The 18,156-nt window shown below is 64.0% G+C and carries 19 protein-coding genes and 4 pseudogenes; 7 read left to right on the plus strand and 16 right to left on the minus strand.

What is annotated here, in order from left to right:
* Positions 1-125 precede the first annotated feature (125 nt).
* Positions 126-620 (plus strand): annotated as a pseudogene (locus tag H9L14_RS09740) (FxDxF family PEP-CTERM protein); the annotation flags it as partial.
* Between the two features lie 73 nt (positions 621-693).
* Here H9L14_RS09740 and H9L14_RS09745 read toward each other — a convergent pair.
* The 5 genes and pseudogenes from H9L14_RS09745 to H9L14_RS09765 form a co-directional block, all read right to left on the minus strand.
* The gene (locus tag H9L14_RS09745) at positions 694-1,323 is read right to left on the minus strand and encodes an NADPH-dependent FMN reductase (protein ID WP_187707943.1); all 630 of its coding nucleotides are present in this window, start codon (positions 1,321-1,323) and stop codon (positions 694-696) included.
* A gap of 59 nt (positions 1,324-1,382) precedes the next feature.
* A complete protein-coding gene (locus tag H9L14_RS09750) occupies positions 1,383-2,240 on the minus strand; it encodes a cytochrome c (RefSeq protein ID WP_187707944.1) in 858 nt (285 codons plus the stop codon).
* Between the two features lie 36 nt (positions 2,241-2,276).
* Positions 2,277-4,551: pseudogene (locus H9L14_RS09755) on the minus strand (ribonuclease R family protein).
* A 19-nt stretch (positions 4,552-4,570) separates the two neighbouring features.
* The gene (locus H9L14_RS09760; protein ID WP_187707945.1) at positions 4,571-4,834 is read right to left on the minus strand and encodes a DksA/TraR family C4-type zinc finger protein; all 264 of its coding nucleotides are present in this window, start codon (positions 4,832-4,834) and stop codon (positions 4,571-4,573) included.
* 41 nt (positions 4,835-4,875) lie between these two features.
* The gene (locus H9L14_RS09765) at positions 4,876-6,276 is read right to left on the minus strand and encodes a M20/M25/M40 family metallo-hydrolase (RefSeq protein WP_187707946.1); all 1,401 of its coding nucleotides are present in this window, start codon (positions 6,274-6,276) and stop codon (positions 4,876-4,878) included.
* A 99-nt stretch (positions 6,277-6,375) separates the two neighbouring features.
* Here H9L14_RS09765 and H9L14_RS09770 point away from each other — a divergent pair, with 99 nt between their 5' ends.
* From H9L14_RS09770 to H9L14_RS09785, 4 genes are read left to right on the plus strand one after another with little or no spacing between them, the layout of a single operon-like run.
* Positions 6,376-7,881 carry a CoA-acylating methylmalonate-semialdehyde dehydrogenase gene (locus H9L14_RS09770; protein WP_187709944.1) on the plus strand — a complete coding sequence of 502 codons (1,506 nt, stop codon included), beginning with the start codon at positions 6,376-6,378 and terminating at the stop codon, positions 7,879-7,881.
* A 4-nt stretch (positions 7,882-7,885) separates the two neighbouring features.
* Complete coding sequence (locus H9L14_RS09775) at positions 7,886-8,845, plus strand: polysaccharide deacetylase family protein (RefSeq protein ID WP_187707947.1); 960 nt, start codon at positions 7,886-7,888, stop codon at positions 8,843-8,845.
* A 23-nt stretch (positions 8,846-8,868) separates the two neighbouring features.
* Positions 8,869-9,075: a hypothetical protein gene (locus H9L14_RS09780; protein ID WP_187707948.1), complete on the plus strand. Its 207-nt coding sequence runs from the start codon at positions 8,869-8,871 to the stop codon at positions 9,073-9,075.
* Positions 9,076-9,121: 46 nt separating this feature from the next.
* A complete protein-coding gene (locus tag H9L14_RS09785) occupies positions 9,122-9,385 on the plus strand; it encodes a hypothetical protein (protein WP_187707949.1) in 264 nt (87 codons plus the stop codon).
* Here the strand turns inward: H9L14_RS09785 and H9L14_RS09790 are convergent.
* Positions 9,367-10,789: pseudogene (locus H9L14_RS09790) on the minus strand (FAD-binding oxidoreductase). The gene H9L14_RS09785 and the pseudogene H9L14_RS09790 overlap by 19 nt on opposite strands.
* A gap of 103 nt (positions 10,790-10,892) precedes the next feature.
* Between H9L14_RS09790 and H9L14_RS09795 the strand changes: the two are divergent.
* Together H9L14_RS09795 and H9L14_RS09800 are read left to right on the plus strand one after the other, a co-directional pair.
* On the plus strand, positions 10,893-11,735 hold the full coding sequence (locus tag H9L14_RS09795; protein WP_187707950.1) for a class I SAM-dependent methyltransferase: 843 nt from the start codon (positions 10,893-10,895) through the stop codon (positions 11,733-11,735).
* Positions 11,732-12,223 (plus strand): dihydrofolate reductase, encoded by a 492-nt coding sequence (locus H9L14_RS09800; protein ID WP_187707951.1) that lies wholly within the window; start codon positions 11,732-11,734, stop codon positions 12,221-12,223. The genes H9L14_RS09795 and H9L14_RS09800 overlap by 4 nt, the downstream gene beginning before the upstream one ends.
* On the opposite strand, the gene H9L14_RS09805 is transcribed toward H9L14_RS09800, so the two are convergent.
* From H9L14_RS09805 to rpsN, 10 genes and pseudogenes are all read right to left on the minus strand, one after another.
* Positions 12,220-12,750, minus strand: a complete 531-nt coding sequence (locus tag H9L14_RS09805; RefSeq protein ID WP_187707952.1) for an SRPBCC family protein — start codon at positions 12,748-12,750, stop codon at positions 12,220-12,222. The genes H9L14_RS09800 and H9L14_RS09805 overlap by 4 nt on opposite strands.
* Before the next feature lie 42 nt (positions 12,751-12,792).
* On the minus strand, positions 12,793-13,437 hold the full coding sequence (locus H9L14_RS09810) for an adenylate kinase (protein WP_187709945.1): 645 nt from the start codon (positions 13,435-13,437) through the stop codon (positions 12,793-12,795).
* 22 nt (positions 13,438-13,459) lie between these two features.
* Positions 13,460-14,821 carry a preprotein translocase subunit SecY gene (gene secY, locus H9L14_RS09815; RefSeq protein WP_187707953.1) on the minus strand — a complete coding sequence of 454 codons (1,362 nt, stop codon included), beginning with the start codon at positions 14,819-14,821 and terminating at the stop codon, positions 13,460-13,462.
* Positions 14,822-14,940: 119 nt separating this feature from the next.
* Positions 14,941-15,492, minus strand: a complete 552-nt coding sequence (gene rplO / locus H9L14_RS09820) for a 50S ribosomal protein L15 (protein WP_187707954.1) — start codon at positions 15,490-15,492, stop codon at positions 14,941-14,943.
* 64 nt (positions 15,493-15,556) lie between these two features.
* Positions 15,557-15,735, minus strand: a pseudogene (gene rpmD / locus H9L14_RS09825) (50S ribosomal protein L30).
* A gap of 5 nt (positions 15,736-15,740) precedes the next feature.
* A complete protein-coding gene (gene rpsE / locus H9L14_RS09830; RefSeq protein ID WP_246444072.1) occupies positions 15,741-16,514 on the minus strand; it encodes a 30S ribosomal protein S5 in 774 nt (257 codons plus the stop codon).
* The gene (gene rplR, locus H9L14_RS09835) at positions 16,515-16,868 is read right to left on the minus strand and encodes a 50S ribosomal protein L18 (protein ID WP_187707955.1); all 354 of its coding nucleotides are present in this window, start codon (positions 16,866-16,868) and stop codon (positions 16,515-16,517) included. It abuts the gene before it with no gap.
* A gap of 3 nt (positions 16,869-16,871) precedes the next feature.
* Positions 16,872-17,405, minus strand: a complete 534-nt coding sequence (gene rplF, locus H9L14_RS09840) for a 50S ribosomal protein L6 (RefSeq protein ID WP_187707956.1) — start codon at positions 17,403-17,405, stop codon at positions 16,872-16,874.
* Position 17,406: 1 nt separating this feature from the next.
* Positions 17,407-17,802 carry a 30S ribosomal protein S8 gene (gene rpsH / locus H9L14_RS09845; protein WP_187707957.1) on the minus strand — a complete coding sequence of 132 codons (396 nt, stop codon included), beginning with the start codon at positions 17,800-17,802 and terminating at the stop codon, positions 17,407-17,409.
* Between the two features lie 9 nt (positions 17,803-17,811).
* Complete coding sequence (gene rpsN, locus H9L14_RS09850; RefSeq protein ID WP_187707958.1) at positions 17,812-18,117, minus strand: 30S ribosomal protein S14; 306 nt, start codon at positions 18,115-18,117, stop codon at positions 17,812-17,814.
* Positions 18,118-18,156: the final 39 nt, after the last annotated feature.

Below are 18,156 nucleotides of genomic sequence, written 5' to 3' on the forward strand. Positions count from 1 at the left end.
ATAAACGTCACAATCTGGGTTAATAATCCAGCTCGCGCGACTCGGACGGCGAGTCGTTAAAGGGGCGCGCCCCCCATTGGAGGTGTCGAATGCGCAAACTGATATTGGGAATGGTTGGCGCGGCTGCGCTGGCAATTGGATCGGCCGCAAGCGCGACCGTAACGATCGATTCATCGACGATGAACACGAGCGGACCGGACGTTGTCGGCGACATTCTCCGGATCAACTATCAAGACAGCGGCATGACGGATCCGTTCACGGAAACGCTCACGTTCACGAACACGGATCCCGGCGAATATGTCCTCAGCCTGGTGACCACGTTCGCTTCGGTGAGCTTCACCAGCGCGATCCTGACCGGTCCTAGCGGCCCGATCAATCTGGCAATCCAGTTCAACGATCCGACTTTCGAGCGCTGGACGACGCCGACAGTTGGCCTCCTCGCCGGCCAGTATACGTTGACGATCATGGGCACCACGGGCGTTGACGGCCAGATGGGCGGCCACATCGACATCCGTGCCGTTCCAGAGCCGGCTACGTGGGCGATGATGCTCCTCGGCTTCGGCGCAGTCGGTTTTGCGATGCGTCGCCGTCGCGCTCCGGTACTCGCGCAAGCCGCGTAAACCAGGTTCAATCTGTCGAGGAAAAGGGCGGCTCGCTGAGCCGCCCTTTTTCGTTGTGCATGGAAGGACCCCGTCAGGACTTCATCAACGCCGGCTCGTCCTTCTTTGCCTGCGCGGCATGGGCTGAATCCTCCGCCAGCAGAGCCCGCGAGCGATGGATCATCTCGACCCAGCCGGAGAAGGCGTGGGCCAGGACACTGACAAGGTCCTTCAGTGATCCCTCCTTCAGGCAGCCGTCAGCGTCGAAACTGTCATCGTTGACGTGGCCCAGATAAGCTTCCGGCTGTTGCATGACCGGCATGTTCAGGAAGACCGCGGCCTGACGGATCTGGTGATTCGAGCCGAAGCCGCCAATCGACCCTGGCGACACGGTGACGATCGCCGCGGGCTTCTTGTCGAACACGCTCTTACCGTAGGGCCGTGAACCGATATCGATCGCGTTCTTGAGACCGCCGGGGATGCCGCGATTATATTCCGGAGAGACGAACAGCACACCGTCGGCCGCGCCCACCTGCTCGCGGAAGCGCAACCATTGCTCAGGAGGGCTTTCGTCCAGGTCCTGGTTGTAGAGGGGCAGATCGCCGATCTCGATCATCGAGCAATCGAGATTGTCGTTGCGAAGCGCGCAAATCGACCGTGCGACCTTTCGGTTGAGACTGTCCTTCCGAAGGCTGCCGACGAGGATCGCGATCTTGTAAGCCATGGCTCGTGCTCCTTTGTCCGTTCCAATGACGAGGCGAGGCAAAGGTTGCGACTGCCTCGTCAGGGTGCTCGCCGCGCGCGTTCGACGAGGTAGGCGTGCAGTGCCGCAATCTCCTCGTCGGTGAAGTGGCTGAAGGCCTTCCGCGACACGCCGGTCATCATCTTCAGCTCGCGGCCGGACGGCGGCAGTCCGGTATGCATCAACTTCTTGAATGCCGGCAGATCGTAGCTCCCCGCCATGGTCAGGTCGGGCGCGATCGTTCCGGGCTCCGCCTCCTTGCCCGAGAGTGTGGACCCATGGCAGCCGCTGCATACCGTCACGGCAATGTGCCGGCCTGCGGCGAACTTGGGGCCAAAATCGGCAGCCTGCGCTGCCGCATAATCCTCGACCACCTGTGGCGCCATTTTGAACTGGCCTGCGGCAAGCCCGATCCGGCCGAGCGGTCCGACGCTGCGCGGCGGGGTCCGCTGACCGCCGGTCGGGGTGGCGCGGATCGCCTTGATCAGCGCGGCAACCTCGGCGTCCGTGAGGTTCGCATAGCTTTCGGAGGGCATCACAAGGAGGGATTCGCCCTGGTAGCCGATGCCTTGGCGAATGGCCTGCGCAAGCTGCTGGTCGCTTGCCTGCTTTGCAACGAGGGTCAGGTTCGGCGCGTAGAGAGTCGCTACGTTCGGAACGTCCAGGAACTTGGTTCCGCGCAGGTCGGGACCGTGGCACTCGGCACATGCGCGAGTGACGAGAAGGTGCTGGCCCTCCTCGAGGCTCGCCTGCTCCATCGGAATCAGCCGCTCGGGCCTGGGCTCGACCCGAGCATTCAATTTCTGTGCGGACGCGATCCAGACATAAGCTGCGGCGAGGACGATCAGCAGCAACAGAACGCCAACGACGTACCCCGTCCAACGCAACAGCTTCGCCATATTCAATGCCCCTTTTTTGGCGGCCCATAGCGAGATTTAGCGGCGGCGGGAATCGTGACGGATGTTTAACGGTCTCCCACGCCGGCCGCGCACGCGATCGCGGCGTTCCGGCCTCGTGCGCGGGCCGCCGTAGCTCCCTTCCGGCAGCTCGAAGCGAAGCGAGCCGGATACTGGGTTGGCTTCGGCGAGCCTGAGCGTCAGGCGCTGGCCGACGCGATAGATTTCGCCTGTTTCGTCGCCGATGAGTTGGCGCGCGGCCTCGTCGTAGCGGAAATATTCCTGGCCCAGAGTCTGGGCGAGGACGAGGCCATCTCCGCCAAGATCTTCGACCGTCGCGAAAAAGCCGAACGGCTGCACGCCCGTGATTCGGCATTCGACCAGCTGGCCGACTTGGTCGGCGAGGAAAGCGGCGACGTAGCGATCGATCGTCTCGCGCTCGGCCTCCATCGCGCGGCGTTCGAGCATCGAGATTTGCTCGCCAGTGCGCTCGAAATGCTCGGCGTCTTCTGGCGGAAGGCCCCCTTCGCCGAGCCTGTATGCACTTACGAGGGCACGGTGAACCAGAAGGTCGGCATAGCGGCGGATCGGCGAGGTAAAGTGCGCGTAAGTCGCCAGCGCGAGGCCGAAGTGACCAAGCCGCTCCGGCCCGTAACGCGCCTGCATCTGCGTGCGGAGCAATTGCTCCATGATTTCAGCGCGGCCGCTGGCGTCGCCGAGCCGCTCGATGATGCGGTTGAAGGTTGCCGGTTTGATCACCTGACCTAGCGCGAACTCCAGATCGAAGGTGGCGAGATAGTCCTTCAGCGCCACCAGCTTCTCGCGGCCTGGCGCTTCGTGGACGCGGTACATGACCGGAGCCCTCTTCGCCTCCAGCGCGCGGGCGGCCGCGACGTTGGCGGCGATCATGAAGTCCTCGACCAGGCGGTGCGCCTCGAGCCGGTCGCGCGGGGCGATGGAGGCGATGCGGCCCTTCTCGTCGAGCATCACGCGGCGCTCGGGGATATCGAGCTCGAGCGGTTCTCGCTTGTTGCGGGCTGCGAGGAGCGCACGCCATGCGCCCCAGAGCGGCTGGAGAGCGGTTCGAACTAGTTCGGCAGGGACCGCCCCTTCGACGTCCGGCATCGAGCAAGTCGGCGAGGATACGTCGCCCCTCGCCTCTCCCGCAGCGTCGATCGCGGCCTGTGCATCTTCGTAGGCAATGTTTGCGGCGATGCAAATCTTTGCCCGCGTAAATCGCCAGCTCTTGAGCGAGCCGTCCTTTGCGATCTTCATGTGGCAGGCCATCGCCGCCCGCACCTGCCCTTCCTTCAAGGAGCATATGTCGGCGGACAATTCTTCCGGAAGCATCGGTACGACGCGGTCGGGAAAGTAGACGCTGTTCCCTCGCGCCCTCGCTTCACGGTCGAGCTCGGAGCCTGGGCGCACGTAGAAGCTGACATCGGCAATTGCGACGATCGCCTTCCAGCCGCCCTTGTTGTCATCGTCATCGTCCGGCGCGGCCCAGATGGCATCGTCATGGTCGCGCGCGTCGGCGGGATCGATGGCGACGATCGGAAGGTGCGTGAGGTCCTCTCGCTCGCCGAGCTTCTGCTGCGACACGCGATGGGCCTCGTCGATCGCCTCCTGCCGGAATTCGTGGCGCAGGCCGTGCTTGTGGATGGCGATGAGGCTGAAGCTGCGCGGTGCGAACGGGTCCCCGAGCACGGCGTCGACGCGGGCGGTCACGCGGGGGGCCGTCCCGAGACTTCGCACAGAACGAGGTCGCCCGGCTCGGCGTCCTTCAAATCGGCAATCGCCAGCTCGCGCCGCTCTTTCTTCTCGACGGGAGTAAGCCAGAAACGTTCGCCTTCCTTGCGCACGACGCCGAGCACCAGCTCGGCCGAGCGCATCAGCTTTTTCATCGGGTGGGCGGCATAGCCCTGTCCACGCTCCTCGGTCCGAGCGAGGATGCGGTCGCCGATGCCGAGCGCTCCGCGCCGGCCGCGCTCAAGGACGCGAAGACGCGGTGGTGGTCCGTCCGCGTGCCACTGCTCTGGCACCGCGAAGATGTTGCCGCTGTCGTCGGCCTCTACGACCCGCAGAACAGTGACTTTCGGCACCCCGCCCGACTTGTGGAAGGCGCGACCGGGGCACTGTCGATCAAGCCCTCGTCCGCCATGTCCTTGAGGAGGGCCTTGAGCAGGATCTTGTCCTGCCCCGACAGGCCGAACGCCCGCGCGATCTCGCGCTTGCCCGCCGGCTGGTCGGAAGTCGCGATGAAATCGAGGATCTGCTTGCGGGTGGGGAGCCCGGCCGAACGTTTGCGAACCATGGTCAGGCCCTAAACGCGCCTAGCGCAGCTGGCTATCCTTGCTGCCCCGCCGATTGATGGTCGAGTGGACGATCGCCTTGTCGCGTTCGGATTGGCAGGCGACGCAGGTGCGCACGCCTGGAAGCGCCTCGCGACGCCGCTTCGGGATAGGCTCTCCGCAATCGTCGCATTCCTCCGCGCTCTCGCCTTGGGGCGTGAGCGCGCGGGCGCGAAGGATCGCGTCCTTCACGGTGTCGTCGATCTGGTCCTGAACCGCGCCATCGCGCGTCCATCCGCCGGCCATAAGCCTTCCTTTCTCCCACGCAATATAGGGAGGAAGCGGTGCTATTTCACGGGTTCCGGCGGAAGGGCGACATACGGCCTGAACGCTCCGCCCGGGACGGCGGAAGCGACTGGGCTTTCGAAGCCATCCTTGCTGACTGACGAGACACCGAACACCCAGTCATCGACGCGAACATGAGGAAGGGCCACTCGCTGCTCTTGCTTTTCGAACGCCGCTTGGCACTCCGGCGTCGGCCTGCAGTGTGTGACGATGGTTTCTGGGCCAACGTGCTTTTGCGAATGCTCCCACTGATTGCTGTCGGTGCGCCGCCAGCGAATCATGAAATATGCCGCTGGGACAGGCTGGAAACTAATTGAAGTATCCGTGCTTACGGCTCCCTCCACCTTCGGCTCAGGCGGCGGCGGAGCGTTCGCGAGGGCAGCAAGCGCGGCAACGTTCAGCTTCGCGATCTTCTCCAGATAGGGGAAGTCCATGTTCTCGATCGTGTCGCCGTACTTGATGCCGTTTTCGGTCCGAAGGTCCTGGTGCTGCCAGTTGTAATTCTCGACCGCGACCGAGAGTCGCACCGCCGGATAGCCCGCGTTGAGGAACTCGGTGTGGTCGCCGCCACGGCCAAAGCGGTCGTTGCGCCAGACCTGCATCACGTCGAGGCCGATGTTCAGCCGGTCAGCGAGGCTGTCGAGATAGCGCGAGATGTTGCGCGGCGGCGCGTCATTCTCGCCGCCGAGGCTACGGAGGTCCTTTGCGAGCTGCTCATGCCCCTGCCATCGCGGGCCTTCGGAGAAGACGCGCACGACCTTGTCGTTGCACACGCCGTCCGAGCCGCAGCTGTTGCCGATGATGTCGTTGTTGAGGTTGGCGACGACGTTCCAGCCCTGCGCCTTCGAATAGGCCGCGAGCACCTTGCCGCCGTAGAGTCCCTGCTCCTCACCCGAGAGCGCCGCATAGACGATGGTGCCGGGGAACTTGTGCTTCGAGAGCACGCGCGCCGCCTCGATGACCGCGGCGGTGCCTGACCCGTCGTCGTTCGCGCCTGGCGCATCATCCTTGGCGTTCATCGGATCGGTCACGCGGCTGTCGATGTGACCCGTGATGATGACCACGTCGTTCGGCCGCTCCGTACCGCGCTGGACGGCAATCATGTCGCAGATACGCGTCGGCGTCGGGATGCGCGTTCCGGTGAAGGTGTCGCACGGCCGCTCGGTCGGCAGGCCGAAGCTCTTGAACTGGCCTTGCGTCCAGTCGAGCGCAGCGCCGATTCCGCGCTTCGGATCGGTCTGCGAAGAGAGCGTGTGACGCGTTCCGAAGCTCACCAGCTTCTCGACCGTCCGCTTCATCTGCGCGCCGCTGACGGGAGCGATGATCTCCTTCAGCTTCGCATCGGGCGACGCCGGCGCGGCGGCGATCAAGGCAAGGCAGGGAAGCAGTCCAAGTCTACGCACACCACGTCTCCTCTCTCCGCCACTGCAACTGGCATTTGCGAGGCCGCGGGTCTAGGGGAACCGCAACCCGGAACAGCTGATTCAAGGACCTTCTTCATGTTGCGCGAGATCGACCATTTCATCGGCGGCGAGAGCTTTTCTTCAGGCGACCGCAGCGGCGACGTCTTCGACCCCAACCAAGGACAGGTGCAGGCGAAAGTTCGGCTCGGCACCGCCGCCGATCTTGAGCGCGCAATGGATGCCGCCAGGGCCGCGCAGCCAGCATGGGCCGCGACCAATCCGCAGCGCCGCGCCCGCGTCATGTTCAAGTTCAAGGAATTGGTCGAAGCGCACATGGACGAGCTGGCCCACGCGCTCAGCTCCGAACACGGCAAGGTCATCGCCGACGCCAAGGGCGACGTTCAGCGCGGGCTCGAGGTGATCGAGTTCGCTTGCGGCATCCCGCAGGCGCTCAAAGGCGAATATACGATAGGCGCGGGCCCCGGCATCGACGTCTATTCGATGCGCCAGCCGCTCGGCATCGGCGCCGGCATTACGCCGTTCAACTTCCCGGCGATGATTCCGATGTGGATGTTCGGGATGGCGATCGCCTGCGGCAACGCCTTCATCCTGAAGCCGTCCGAGCGCGACCCAACCGTACCGATCCGCCTTGCCGAGCTGATGAAGGAAGCGGGCCTGCCCGATGGCATCCTCAACGTCGTCCATGGCGACAAGGAAATGGTCGACGCCATCCTCGACCATCCAGACATCAAGGCGGTCAGCTTCGTCGGATCGTCCGACATCGCGCAGTACATCTATTCGCGCGGCACCGCGAACAACAAGCGCGTGCAGGCGTTCGGCGGAGCCAAGAACCACGGCATCGTCATGCCCGACGCCGACCTCGACCAGGTCGTCAACGACCTCACCGGCGCGGCCTTCGGCTCGGCGGGCGAGCGTTGCATGGCGCTCCCGGTTGTCGTCCCGGTCGGCGAGGAGACCGCCAATGCGTTGCGCGAAAAGCTGATCCCGGCGATCGCAAAGTTGCGCGTGGGCGTGTCGACCGATCCGGAGGCGCACTACGGCCCGGTCGTCAACGCCGCGCACAAGAAGCGGGTCGAGGATTACATCCAGATGGCGATCGACGAAGGTTCGAAGCTGGTCGTTGACGGCCGCGGGTTCAAGCTGCAGGGCCACGAGAAAGGCTTCTTCATCGGCCCGACCTTCTTCGATCACGTCAAGCCGACGATGCGGACCTACAAGGAGGAGATTTTCGGGCCCGTCCTGCAGATGGTCCGTGCAAAGGACTTCGAGGAGGCCGTCCGCCTTCCGTCCGAGCATGAATATGGCAACGGAGTCGCCATCTTCACCCGCAACGGCCACGCCGCCCGCGAATTCACCGCGCGCGTCAATGTCGGAATGGTCGGCGTGAACGTGCCGATTCCGGTGCCGGTCAGCTACCACAGCTTCGGCGGGTGGAAGCGCTCGGGCTTCGGCGACACCAACCAATACGGTATGGAAGGCGTGAAGTTCTGGACCAAGAACAAGATCGTCACCCAGCGCTGGCCGGACGGCTTCGTTGATGGCGCTGGCGACAAGGCTGCCTTCCACATCCCGACCTTCGCCTAAACTGATGCGGGTCTTGCTGTTCCTCCTGCTCCTGATCACCAGCTGGTCGGGAGCAGAGGCCCAGAAGCGCGTCGCCTTCACCTTCGACGATGTTCCGCGCGGCCGCGGGGCCTTCTTCACGCCCGACGAGCGGACGATCCGGCTGATCGCCGGACTTCACAAAGCCGGCGTGAAGCAGGCTGCCTTCTATCTCGTGCCCGGGCAGATCGGGCATGACGACGGCATTGGCGGTGCGGAGCGGATCGAAGCTTATGTCGCCGCTGGCCACGTCATCGCGGACCACAGCTTCACCCACCCGCACCTCAATGCACTTAGCGCAGCCGACTATATGGCGGACGTCGATAAGGCCGAGGACTTCCTCAAGGGCCGCGAGGGGCGCCGTCCCTGGTTCCGCTACCCGTTTCTCGACGAGGGTGGCGACGACAAGGCCAAGGTCGCGGCGGTGCGGGCGGCGCTGAAGGCGCGGGGACTCCACAACGGCTATGCGACGGTCGACGGATCCGACTGGAATATCGAAAGCCGGACCGCCGATGCAGTGAAGGCGGGCAAGACAATCGACAGGGACGCCCTTCGCGACCTCTATGTCGAGACGATGGTGGGAGCAGCCGACTTTGCCGACCAGCTGGCGCGCAAGACCTGGGGCCGGCAGCCGGCTCAGGTCATTGTCCTGCATGAAACGGACATCGCTGCCCTGTTCATCGCAGACCTCGCCGAGGAGCTGCGCAAGGACGGCTGGACGATCATCACTGCCGACGAAGCCTATGCCGATCCTATCTCGAAGCTCGCGCCCAACGTTCCCTACGCAAATGGGACCTTGGTCGAGCTCGCCGCATGGGAAAAAGGCCTTCCCAAGCCGCGCTGGTACGAGCGCAACGACATAGATCTCGCCAATCGCTTGTTCGATGAGCGGGTCCTCCACGAGCGTCCGAAGCAGGTCCAGCCGCGGGACAAGGGGAAACCGTAATCGCTTCGGGGCGTTAAGGCGGCATGATCCGCTTTATCTTCCCGATCGTCACGATAGCGTCGATCATGACAATGGGTGCCTGCAGCGGCAGCCGCGATCCGGTGGCTGACAATGCGGACAATCCTTCAGCTTCGCAGGCGGAAATCGACGTCCTTCCACCCGACGAGAGCGACTCTACGCCGGCCAACGAGCGGGACGCCGGTGTCGACGATGCATCGGCCTCCCCGTAAAGGCGGCGCCCGGCAAAATCCCCGCATCGCTTCATGGCCGATGGGCATGACCCCGGCCGATTGCTCTTCGACGCGCGGCGACGCAAAGGGACTTCTAATCGTGTCGGCTGACGGTCTTAAGTTCTACGAGTCGGTCGCCAAGCCGGCCGGCGAGCTCAAGACGTCCGGAACATCCGCCAGCGGCGACTTCGCCTTCACAGGCGAAGGGATGACCTGGAAGAAGTATGAGGCGCTGGAGATCCAGAGCAACAAGCTGGTGCGGACCGAGAGCAGCCCGATGAAGAGCTTCGCCTACGTGCGCTGCGCCTGACGGATCAGCTTCCCCGGATTCATAAGCCCTAGCGGATCGAGCGCCTGCTTGATCGCGCGAAGAGCATGGAGCTTGGCGGGCGGCCCAAGCCGCTCCAGCTCGTCGAGCTTCAACTGGCCGATGCCGTGCTCGGCGGAGATCGACCCGCCGGCGAGGGTCACGAGATCGTAGACCATGTGCGAGATCTCGGACTCGTGCCCGCGCACCGCGTCACCCCGCACATGGAAGTGGACGTTGCCGTCGCCGAGATGGCCGAACCCGCTGGCCTGTGTGCCCGGGAAGGCCTGCTCCACCTCTGCCGCGGTCACAGTCATGAATCGCGGCATGTCGGCAATGGGAACGGAAATGTCGTGGGCAAGCGTCGGGCCGTCCGCCCGCTCGGCCTCGGAAATGGAATCGCGGATGCGCCAGAAGGCCTCAGCCTGTGCTTCGGACGTTGCGAGCGTCGCATCTTCGATCAGGCCGCGTTGCAGGGCCTCGCCAAGCAGCTCCTGGACCCGATCTGCCGGATCAGCCTGGCCGCTGTCAGCCGTCGCCTCGATCAGCACATTCCACGAATGCTGCCCTCGAGGGGGCTGCGCGTGCCAGGCACGTGCTTAAGCACGAGTTCCAGGCAGTCGGCGGGCACGATCTCGAATCCCTCGATGCGGTCCGTCTTCGATTGCAGGAACTGAAGAAGCTCCAGCGCCCCTGCGCGTTCGACAGGCCAACCCACGCGACTGCGCGCGATCCAATTGCCGGAACAAGACGGAGCGCCGCTGCGGTAACGATTCCCAGCGTACCTTCCGACCCGGCAAGCAGCTGGTCGAGATTGTAGCCGCGATTGTCCTTTTTGAGGCCGGACAGTCCATCGTGAATCGATCCGTCCGGGAGCACCGCCTCCAAGCCGAGAACCAAGGATCGCATCGTTCCGAACTTTAGAACCTGCGTTCCGCCGGCGTTTGTTGCGACAAGGCCACCGATCGTGCAGCTCCCGCGCGCCCCGAGCGTGAGCGGAAAGCGCTGCCCGGTCTCGGACGCTCGTTCGTGCAGGCTGGAAAGGATTAGACCGGCCTCCGCAACGGCCAACCCGGTATCGATGGACCGGATGCGGTTCATTCGTCTGAGCGAAAGGATCAGCGCCGATCCATCCGAAGGCGGCGTCGCTCCGCCGACCATGCCCGTATTACCGCCTTGGGGAATGAGGGGCACACGGCGCTCCGCAGCGAGCTTCACTATTCCCGCAACTTCTTCCGTCGATGCCGGAGACAGGATTGCGGCCGAGTCGCCATGATACTTGCCGCGCCAATCGGTCAGCCACGGCTCCACGTCGGCTCGATCGGTGATCGCCGCCTTCGGTCCGAAGCGGCTGCGAACCTCCTCGATCAGCAGATGGATGCCGTCCTGTTGCAGCACTTTCGCCATGTACGCCGCCTTAGCGCGGATTCAGTGGCTTGGCATCGCACTCGAACCGCTCCATTGCTTGCGCTTCGGGGAGTGACGAATTTCTATGATTTTATGGCAGGTTATGGGCGCGGCCGCGGCTGTCGCCGGATTGGGCCTGATAAGCGGCAAGCTGTTCCAGCGCAGCCTTCGGAGGGCCCGGGACGATCATTCAAAGCGCCCTGCCCTCTGGAACCGATTCTATTCGATCGACTGGGGCGAAACGACCACCAACAATTACGGCTTTGCTCCCGCCGAGGGCGACCATCCGCAGCGCTTCCAGCATCAGATGTACCTCCAGCTTCTCCAGCGGTTGCGGGAGGAGCGCGACGTTAGGCCCGGCATGAAGCTGCTCGAGGTCAGCTGCGGACGTGGCGGCGGGCTCACCGCCTTGCTGTCGCAAGCGCCAGAGATCGAGGCGACCGGCCTCGACGTGGCGCATAGCGCGGTCGACTTCTGCCGGGATCGCTATGGAGAGAGCGAACGGCTGCACTTTGTCCAGGGAAGCGCGCTCGACCTGCCGTTTCCAGATGCCAGCTTCGACGTCGTACTAAATGTCGAAGCGTCGAACGACTATGGCGACCGGCCCCGCTTCTTCCGGGAGGCGGCCCGCGTTCTGAAGCCAGACGGAATCCTGCTTTATGCCGACACAGTGAAGCAGGGGCGCCGCGAGGCGATGGAGCAGGACCTCGCGTCGGCGGGCTTCCAGGCCGAGTTCCGCGACATCACCGGCAATGTGGCCGAGGCATGCCGTCTCGACAGCCCGCGCCGCCGGGAGGTCATCCGGCGTCACGCCCCCTTGTTCGGACGCGTCTTCCTCAAGCGGCAGCTTGAAAATTATGCCGCCATCGAGGGCAGCGCCAAGTTTGAGGCCTTCGCCGAAGGGCGCCGGACCTATGTAATGACGGCTGCATCCAAGGCAGCATGAACCGACAGATCGTCACCCTCGTTGTTGCCCGAGCGACGAATGGCGCGATCGGTCGCGACGGGGATTTGCCGTGGCGAATCTCCGCCGACCTCAAGCGATTCAAGGCACTGACCATGGGCAGCGCAATGATCATGGGGCGGCGCACGTTCGACAGCCTTCCCCGTATCCTGCCCGGGCGGAGGCACATCGTCCTCACGCGCGACCGCAACTGGTCAGCTCCAGGTGCTGAGGTGGCTCACTCCGTTGAGGAAGCGCTCGGCATGGCTGGCGACGAGCCGGTCTCGATCATCGGCGGCGCCGAGATCTTTGACATGTTCTTGCCCCATGCCGACAGGTTGGAGTTGACAGAAGTCCAAGGCGAGATCGCCGGCGACACCTTCATGGTGGACCCACGCACCGCCGGCGAATGGCGCGAAGTCGCGCGGGAGGCTCATCCCGCCGAGGGCGATACTCCTGCCTTCAATTTCATCACGCTGGAGCGCGCCTAGCGCTCCGGGCGCTGGTTGCGCGAATATTCTCGGTAGCGCTTGAACTGGTCGGCAAGGACGCCATCCACCGCCGGCGCCAGCTTCTCGGCTCCCCCGTTCGCGAAGCCAGCGACGCGATAATCCATCGTAACGCGCGTCCCGCCCGCGATCTTTTCGAATTTCAGGTCCATCGATCCGACCGTCGCGTCGTACAGCAAGGGGCCGAGCGAGCCGGTCAGGACGGCTCGCTTGCCGGGATCCGCATACGTGACCCGCATATGTTCGATGCCGCCGCCATTCGGCAGGCGCTCGCAGAAGCATCCGCCAGGACTGAGCGAGAGGCTCAGGTTCGCTGAATAGCCGCTGTAGGTATGATCCTTGTTCCACCAGCTACCGACGCGCCCGAAGGCGGCGAATGCGACCTCCTGCGGCACGACGAGCTGCATCGTCTGGCGGACGTGGAATCCGTTCGGACCGGAGCTGACGATTTCGGCCTGTGCGGCTGCCGGCGCGAACGCAAGACCTGCTGCGATGACGATCCACTTCATGCACGCCTCCCCTGCCGAAAGGGAGGATGCCCCGAAATCGACCTAGCTGTCGAGGATGGCGTCGATTTCGGCGGCGACGTCGTCGACCGAGCCCATGCCGTCGACACGGCGCACCAGGCCGCGTTCTTCGTAATAGGGCAGGATCGGAGCAGTCTTCGCACGATATTCGGCAAGCCGCGTGCGCACCGTCTGCTCGTTGTCGTCCGGACGGCGGACGAACTCGGTCGATCCGCAGAGGTCGCAGACGCCGTCGACCTTGGGACGCTTGAAGACATCGTGATAACCGGCACCGCACTTGGCGCAGGTGAAGCGGCCAGTGATCCTCTCAACCAGCGCATCTTCGTCCACGCAAAGCTCGATGACGTAGTCGAGGCAGCGGCCGCGTTCGGCGAGAAGGAGGTCGAGCGCCTCAGCCTGTGCTCGCGTGCGGGGATAGCCGTCGAAGATCGCGCCCGCCTGCCCCATGTCGTCGAGCCGCTCACCGATGAGCGCGCTTACGATTGCGTCGCTGACAAGCTCGCCGGCTTCCATGATCGCCTTGGCCTTCAGGCCGATGGGCGATCCGCTTCTAACCGCCGCGCGGAGCATGTCGCCGGTCGAGAGCTGGATCATGCCGCGATCGGCCTGAAGCCGTTGCGCCTGTGTTCCCTTGCCCGCGCCGGGAGGTCCAAGAAGAATGATGTTCAGCATCCTGGCCCCCTAAAGCCGGTCAGCGCTTGCGGCTGGTCTTCAGCTTCGCCTTCTTGATGAGGTCACCGTACTGGTGGGCGATCAGATGGCTCTGGATCTGCGCGACCGTATCCATCGTGACGTTGACGACGATCAGGAGGCTGGTGCCACCCAGGTAGAAGGGAACGCCCGCCTGGCTGAACAGGATCTCCGGAATGAGGCAGATCAGCACGAGATAGGCCGCACCGATCACCGTCACCCGGCTGATCAGATAATCGAAGTAATTCTCGGTCGCCTTGCCGGGACGGATGCCAGGGATGAAGCCGCCGTGGCGCTTCAGATTCTCAGCGGTCTCCTCGCTGTTGAACTGCACCGCGGCGTAGAAGAAGCAGAAGAAGGCAATGCCCGCGCCGTAGAGCAGCAGGTACAGAGGCGAGCCGTGCTGCAGGTAGGTGCTGACGGTGATCAGCCAATCGCCCGAATCCGGATTGCTGCGCGCGCCCGCCATCTGCAGGATGGTCAGCGGCATCAGCAGCAGCGACGATGCGAAGATCGGCGGGATGACGCCCGCGATGTTGATCTTGATCGGCAGGTGGCTGCGCTCCGGCTGCATCATTCCGCGAGCGGTTTGACGCTTCGGATACTGGATCGGGACGCGTCGCTGGGCGCGCTCGACGAAGCAGATGAACAGGACGAGGCCGACGGCCAGAGCGACGATCGCGGCGACGAGCAGCGGGTCCATTGTGCCCGTGCGGCCACCTTCGAACAACTGCGCGATATGGACGGGCATCGATGCGACGATGCCGGCCATGATGATGAGGGACACGCCGTTGCCGATGCCTCGGCTGGTGATCTGCTCACCGATCCACATGAGGAACAAGGTGCCGCCGACGAGGCTGATGGTCGCCGCGATGCGGAACATGAGGCCCGGTTCGACCACCGCGCTGATGCCCTGGGTCGCGCCAAGCGTCTCCAGCCCGACCGCGATCCAGTAGCCTTGTACCGACGTCAGCAAGACGGTCAGGTAGCGGGTGTACTGGTTCATCTTCTTGCGGCCAGTCTCACCCTCTTTCTTCAACTGCTGCCACGGCCCGTAGAGGGTCGCGCCGAGCTGAACGACGATAGACGCGGTGATGTACGGCATGACGCCGAGCGCGATGATACTCGCGCGCGACAGCGAACCGCCGGAGAAAGTGTTGAAGAAGTCGAGGACGCCGCCCTTCTGGGTATCGAACAGCGAAGTCATCGCGGTCGGGTCGATACCCGGCATTGGAACGTAGGACAGGAACCGGAACAGGATCAGCGCGCCGAGCGTGAACCAGAGCCTCTTCTTGAGCTCGGTCGCCTTGGCGAAGTTCGCCAGGCTGATGTTACCCGCCATTTGTTCGGCTACGGATGCCATTCAATTCGTCCCCGGACTGCGCAGCATCAGTGCTGCGATTGCTACCCCGCCGGCGGATATAGTGGGTTGATCCTAGAAGGCTAAGCCCCGGACGCCACTATTTTGCGGCGGGGAAGCTCTTAGGCCTTGGCTGCACTCTTGGCCGTCTTGTCGGCCAACCGAGCCTCGCGAGCCTTGCCCTTCTTGGCGGCGGCCAGTTCGGCCGGATTCTTGCGCTCGATGAACTCGATAGAACCGCCGGCCTTCTCGATCGCCTCGCGGGCGCCCTTCGACGCGCCGGCGATCTTCAGCGACAGCTTCGCCTTCAGCTCACCCTTGCCGAGAACGCGGACGCCGTCCTTGCCGCCACGGGCCAGGCCAGCGGCCTTCAGCGCGTCATGGTCGAGCGTGCCCTTGGCATCGAGCTTGCCGGCATCGATCGCCTTCTGGATCGCGCCTACGTTCACCTCGGCATAGTCCTTGCCGAAGATGTTGTTGAAGCCGCGCTTCGGCAACCGCATGTGGAGCGGCATCTGGCCACCTTCGAAGCCGAAGATTGAGACGCCGGAGCGACTCGTCTGACCCTTCTGGCCGCGGCCCGACGTCTTTCCCTTGCCCGAACCGATACCACGGCCGACCCGCATGCGGGTCTTACGAGCACCAGGATTGTCGCGGAGTTCGTTGAGTTTCATTTTGTCTGCACTCGCTTTCGCTTTTGTCGCGCATGACCCCGCCGAAGCAGGGCCAAATCGTTGGTTAGGCGGCTTCGACGCTCACGAGGTGCGCCACCTTGCGGACCTGGCCGAGGACCTCGGGGTCTCTTCCACTTCCACGGTGCGGTGCATCTTGTTGAGCCCGAGGCCGACGAGCGTCGCCCGCTGCGTCTTGTCGCGGCGGATCGGCGATCCGGTCTGGGTGATCTTGATCTTTGCCATCACTATTACTCCGTGATCGCTTCGGCCTGAGCCTCGGCTTCGGTAGCGCTTGCGCCGCCACGGCCGAGCAGGTCGGCAACCTTCTTGCCGCGGCGCTGGGCAACCGAGCGCGGGCTCGTCTGCTCCTTGAGCGCCTCGAAGGTCGCGCGGATCATGTTGTACGGGTTGGACGTGCCGACCGACTTGGTGACAACGTCGGCAACGCCGAGGCTTTCGAAAATGGCGCGCATCGGGCCGCCGGCGATGATGCCGGTTCCCGCCGGAGCGGTACGGACCGTCACACGGCCTGCGCCGAAGTGGCCGAGCCCGTCATGGTGCAGCGTGCGGCCATCGCGCAGCGGAACGCGGATCATCGCCTTCTTCGCAGCGGCAGTCGCCTTGCTGATCGCCTCGGGAACTTCGCGAGCCTTGCCATGACCGAATCCGGCGCGGCCCTTGCCGTCGCCGACGACGACGAGCGCTGCGAAACCGAAGCGCTTACCGCCCTTAACCGTCTTCGAGACGCGGTTGATGTGAACGAGCTTTTCGATCAGCTCCTCACCACCGTCATCGTCGCCGCCACGTCCGCCTCGACGGTCGTCACGACGGCCACGGCCGCCACCACGATCGTTGCCGCCACGGCCACGGCCGCCACGCGGTCCGCGTGGGCCGCGACCCTGCGGGCGATCACCCTCGGGACGTCCGGTCTCAGCGGCAGGAGCCGCTTCCGCTGCGGGCGCGGCTTCGGCTGGCACCTCGGCGGGAGCGTCCACCTGCGGGGTTTCGTTTTCGTCAGCCATTTAGAACTCCAATCCGCCTTCACGGGCGGCATCGGCCAGGGCCTTCACCCGGCCATGGAACAGGAAGCCGCCGCGGTCGAACACGACCGTCGACACACCAGCCTTCTTCGCGCGCTCGGCAACAGCCTTCCCGACCGCGGCAGCCGCGTCGCGGGTCGCTCCGGTCTTGGCCTTGACGTCCTTGTCCAGGGTCGAGGCGGACGCGATCGTCTTGCCGGCAGTATCGTCGATGACCTGCGCATAGATATGGCGGCCCGAACGGTGGACCGAAAGACGCGGCTTGCCCGCGGAACGCGCGCGGAGCGACGTGCGGACACGGCGCCGGCGGCGGTCGAAGAGAGAGAGTTTCGCCATGGCTTACTTCTTCTTGCCTTCTTTGCGGAAGATGAACTCGCCGCGATACTTGATGCCCTTGCCCTTGTAAGGCTCCGGCTTGCGCCAGCGGCGGATTTCGGCCGCGACCTGACCGACTTTCTGCTTGTCGATGCCACTGATCTCGACCGTGGTCTGATCCGGCGTCTTCACTTCGACACCCTCAGGGACGGGGAAATTCACGTCGTGGCTGTAGCCAAGCTGCAGGCGCAAATTCTTGCCCTGTGCCTGGGCACGATAGCCGACGCCGCTGATCTCAAGCACCTTGGTGAAACCATCCGACACGCCCGTGACGAGGTTCTGAACCAAAGTACGCTGCATTCCCCAGAACGCGCGTGCAGCCTTGGTCTCGTTGGCCGGCTGAACAGAAATGCCTTCGTCCGAAATGTCGTAACGGATCTCGTCACGCATCTGCAGCTGAAGCGTTCCTTTCGGCCCCTTGACCGACAGAGTCTGGCCTTCGGTGCTTGCGCTTACGCCCGAAGGCAGCGGCACTGGCCGTTTTCCGATGCGGGACATCTTAGAATACCTCCGCCAGCACTTCGCCGCCGACGTTCTGCTCACGAGCCTCGGCATCCGAGAGCACGCCACGCGGGGTCGACACGATGATCGTGCCGAGTCCGTTGCGGACGCGCGGGAGCTCGCGGGCAGCCGAATAGACGCGGCGGCCAGGTTTGGACACGCGGGCCAGGTGCTGGATAGCCGGCTGGCCTTCGAAATACTTGAGCTCAATGCGCAGACCGCGGTGGCCGGCGAGCTCTTCTTCCGAATAGCCGCGGATATAGCCCTCACGCTGGAGCACATCGAGCACACGGACGCGCAGGTTGGACGCTGGAGTCACGATGGAATCCTTGCGTGCCTGCTGGCCGTTGCGAATGCGGGTGAGCATATCACCCAATGGATCGGTCATCGCCATCTGCGGCCCTTACCAGCTCGACTTGGTGACGCCCGGAATCAGGCCTTTGTTGGCCAGTTCCCGGAGCATGATCCGCGACAAGCGGAACTTGCGATAATAGGCGCGCGAACGCCCGGTGAGCTCACAGCGGTTGCGAATGCGCGTCGGGTTACCGTTGCGCGGAAGCTCCGCCATCTTGAGCCGTGCGATCAGCCGCTCGGTCTCGTCCTTGGACTCGTCGTTCGCGATAGCCTTCAGCTTCTCGTACTTCGACGCGTATTTCTGGACGAGCTTCTTGCGACGCTCGTTCTTGTTGATCGAACTCAGTTTCGCCATGACTTAAGTTCTTCTCCTTAAGAGAAGCAGGTCCTGCCC

The sequence above is a fragment of the Sphingomonas sediminicola genome (assembly GCF_014489515.1).
Lineage (GTDB): Bacteria > Pseudomonadota > Alphaproteobacteria > Sphingomonadales > Sphingomonadaceae > Sphingomicrobium > Sphingomicrobium sediminicola.

Coding starts and splice junctions, on each gene's coding strand:
- H9L14_RS09800 (WP_187707951.1), top strand. CDS start 11,732: ATGAACCGACAGATCGTCACCCTCGTTGTTGCCCGAGCGACGAATGGC.
- H9L14_RS09745 (WP_187707943.1), bottom strand. CDS start 1,323: ATGGCTTACAAGATCGCGATCCTCGTCGGCAGCCTTCGGAAGGACAGT.
- rpsE (WP_246444072.1), bottom strand. CDS start 16,514: ATGGCTGACGAAAACGAAACCCCGCAGGTGGACGCTCCCGCCGAGGTG.
- rplR (WP_187707955.1), bottom strand. CDS start 16,868: ATGGCGAAACTCTCTCTCTTCGACCGCCGCCGGCGCCGTGTCCGCACG.
- rpsH (WP_187707957.1), bottom strand. CDS start 17,802: ATGGCGATGACCGATCCATTGGGTGATATGCTCACCCGCATTCGCAAC.
- H9L14_RS09760 (WP_187707945.1), bottom strand. CDS start 4,834: ATGGCCGGCGGATGGACGCGCGATGGCGCGGTTCAGGACCAGATCGAC.
- secY (WP_187707953.1), bottom strand. CDS start 14,821: ATGGCATCCGTAGCCGAACAAATGGCGGGTAACATCAGCCTGGCGAAC.
- rplO (WP_187707954.1), bottom strand. CDS start 15,492: ATGAAACTCAACGAACTCCGCGACAATCCTGGTGCTCGTAAGACCCGC.
- H9L14_RS09785 (WP_187707949.1), top strand. CDS start 9,122: ATGACCCCGGCCGATTGCTCTTCGACGCGCGGCGACGCAAAGGGACTT.
- H9L14_RS09775 (WP_187707947.1), top strand. CDS start 7,886: ATGCGGGTCTTGCTGTTCCTCCTGCTCCTGATCACCAGCTGGTCGGGA.
- H9L14_RS09750 (WP_187707944.1), bottom strand. CDS start 2,240: ATGGCGAAGCTGTTGCGTTGGACGGGGTACGTCGTTGGCGTTCTGTTG.
- rpsN (WP_187707958.1), bottom strand. CDS start 18,117: ATGGCGAAACTGAGTTCGATCAACAAGAACGAGCGTCGCAAGAAGCTC.
- rplF (WP_187707956.1), bottom strand. CDS start 17,405: ATGTCCCGCATCGGAAAACGGCCAGTGCCGCTGCCTTCGGGCGTAAGC.
- H9L14_RS09795 (WP_187707950.1), top strand. CDS start 10,893: ATGGGCGCGGCCGCGGCTGTCGCCGGATTGGGCCTGATAAGCGGCAAG.
- H9L14_RS09780 (WP_187707948.1), top strand. CDS start 8,869: ATGATCCGCTTTATCTTCCCGATCGTCACGATAGCGTCGATCATGACA.
- H9L14_RS09805 (WP_187707952.1), bottom strand. CDS start 12,750: ATGAAGTGGATCGTCATCGCAGCAGGTCTTGCGTTCGCGCCGGCAGCC.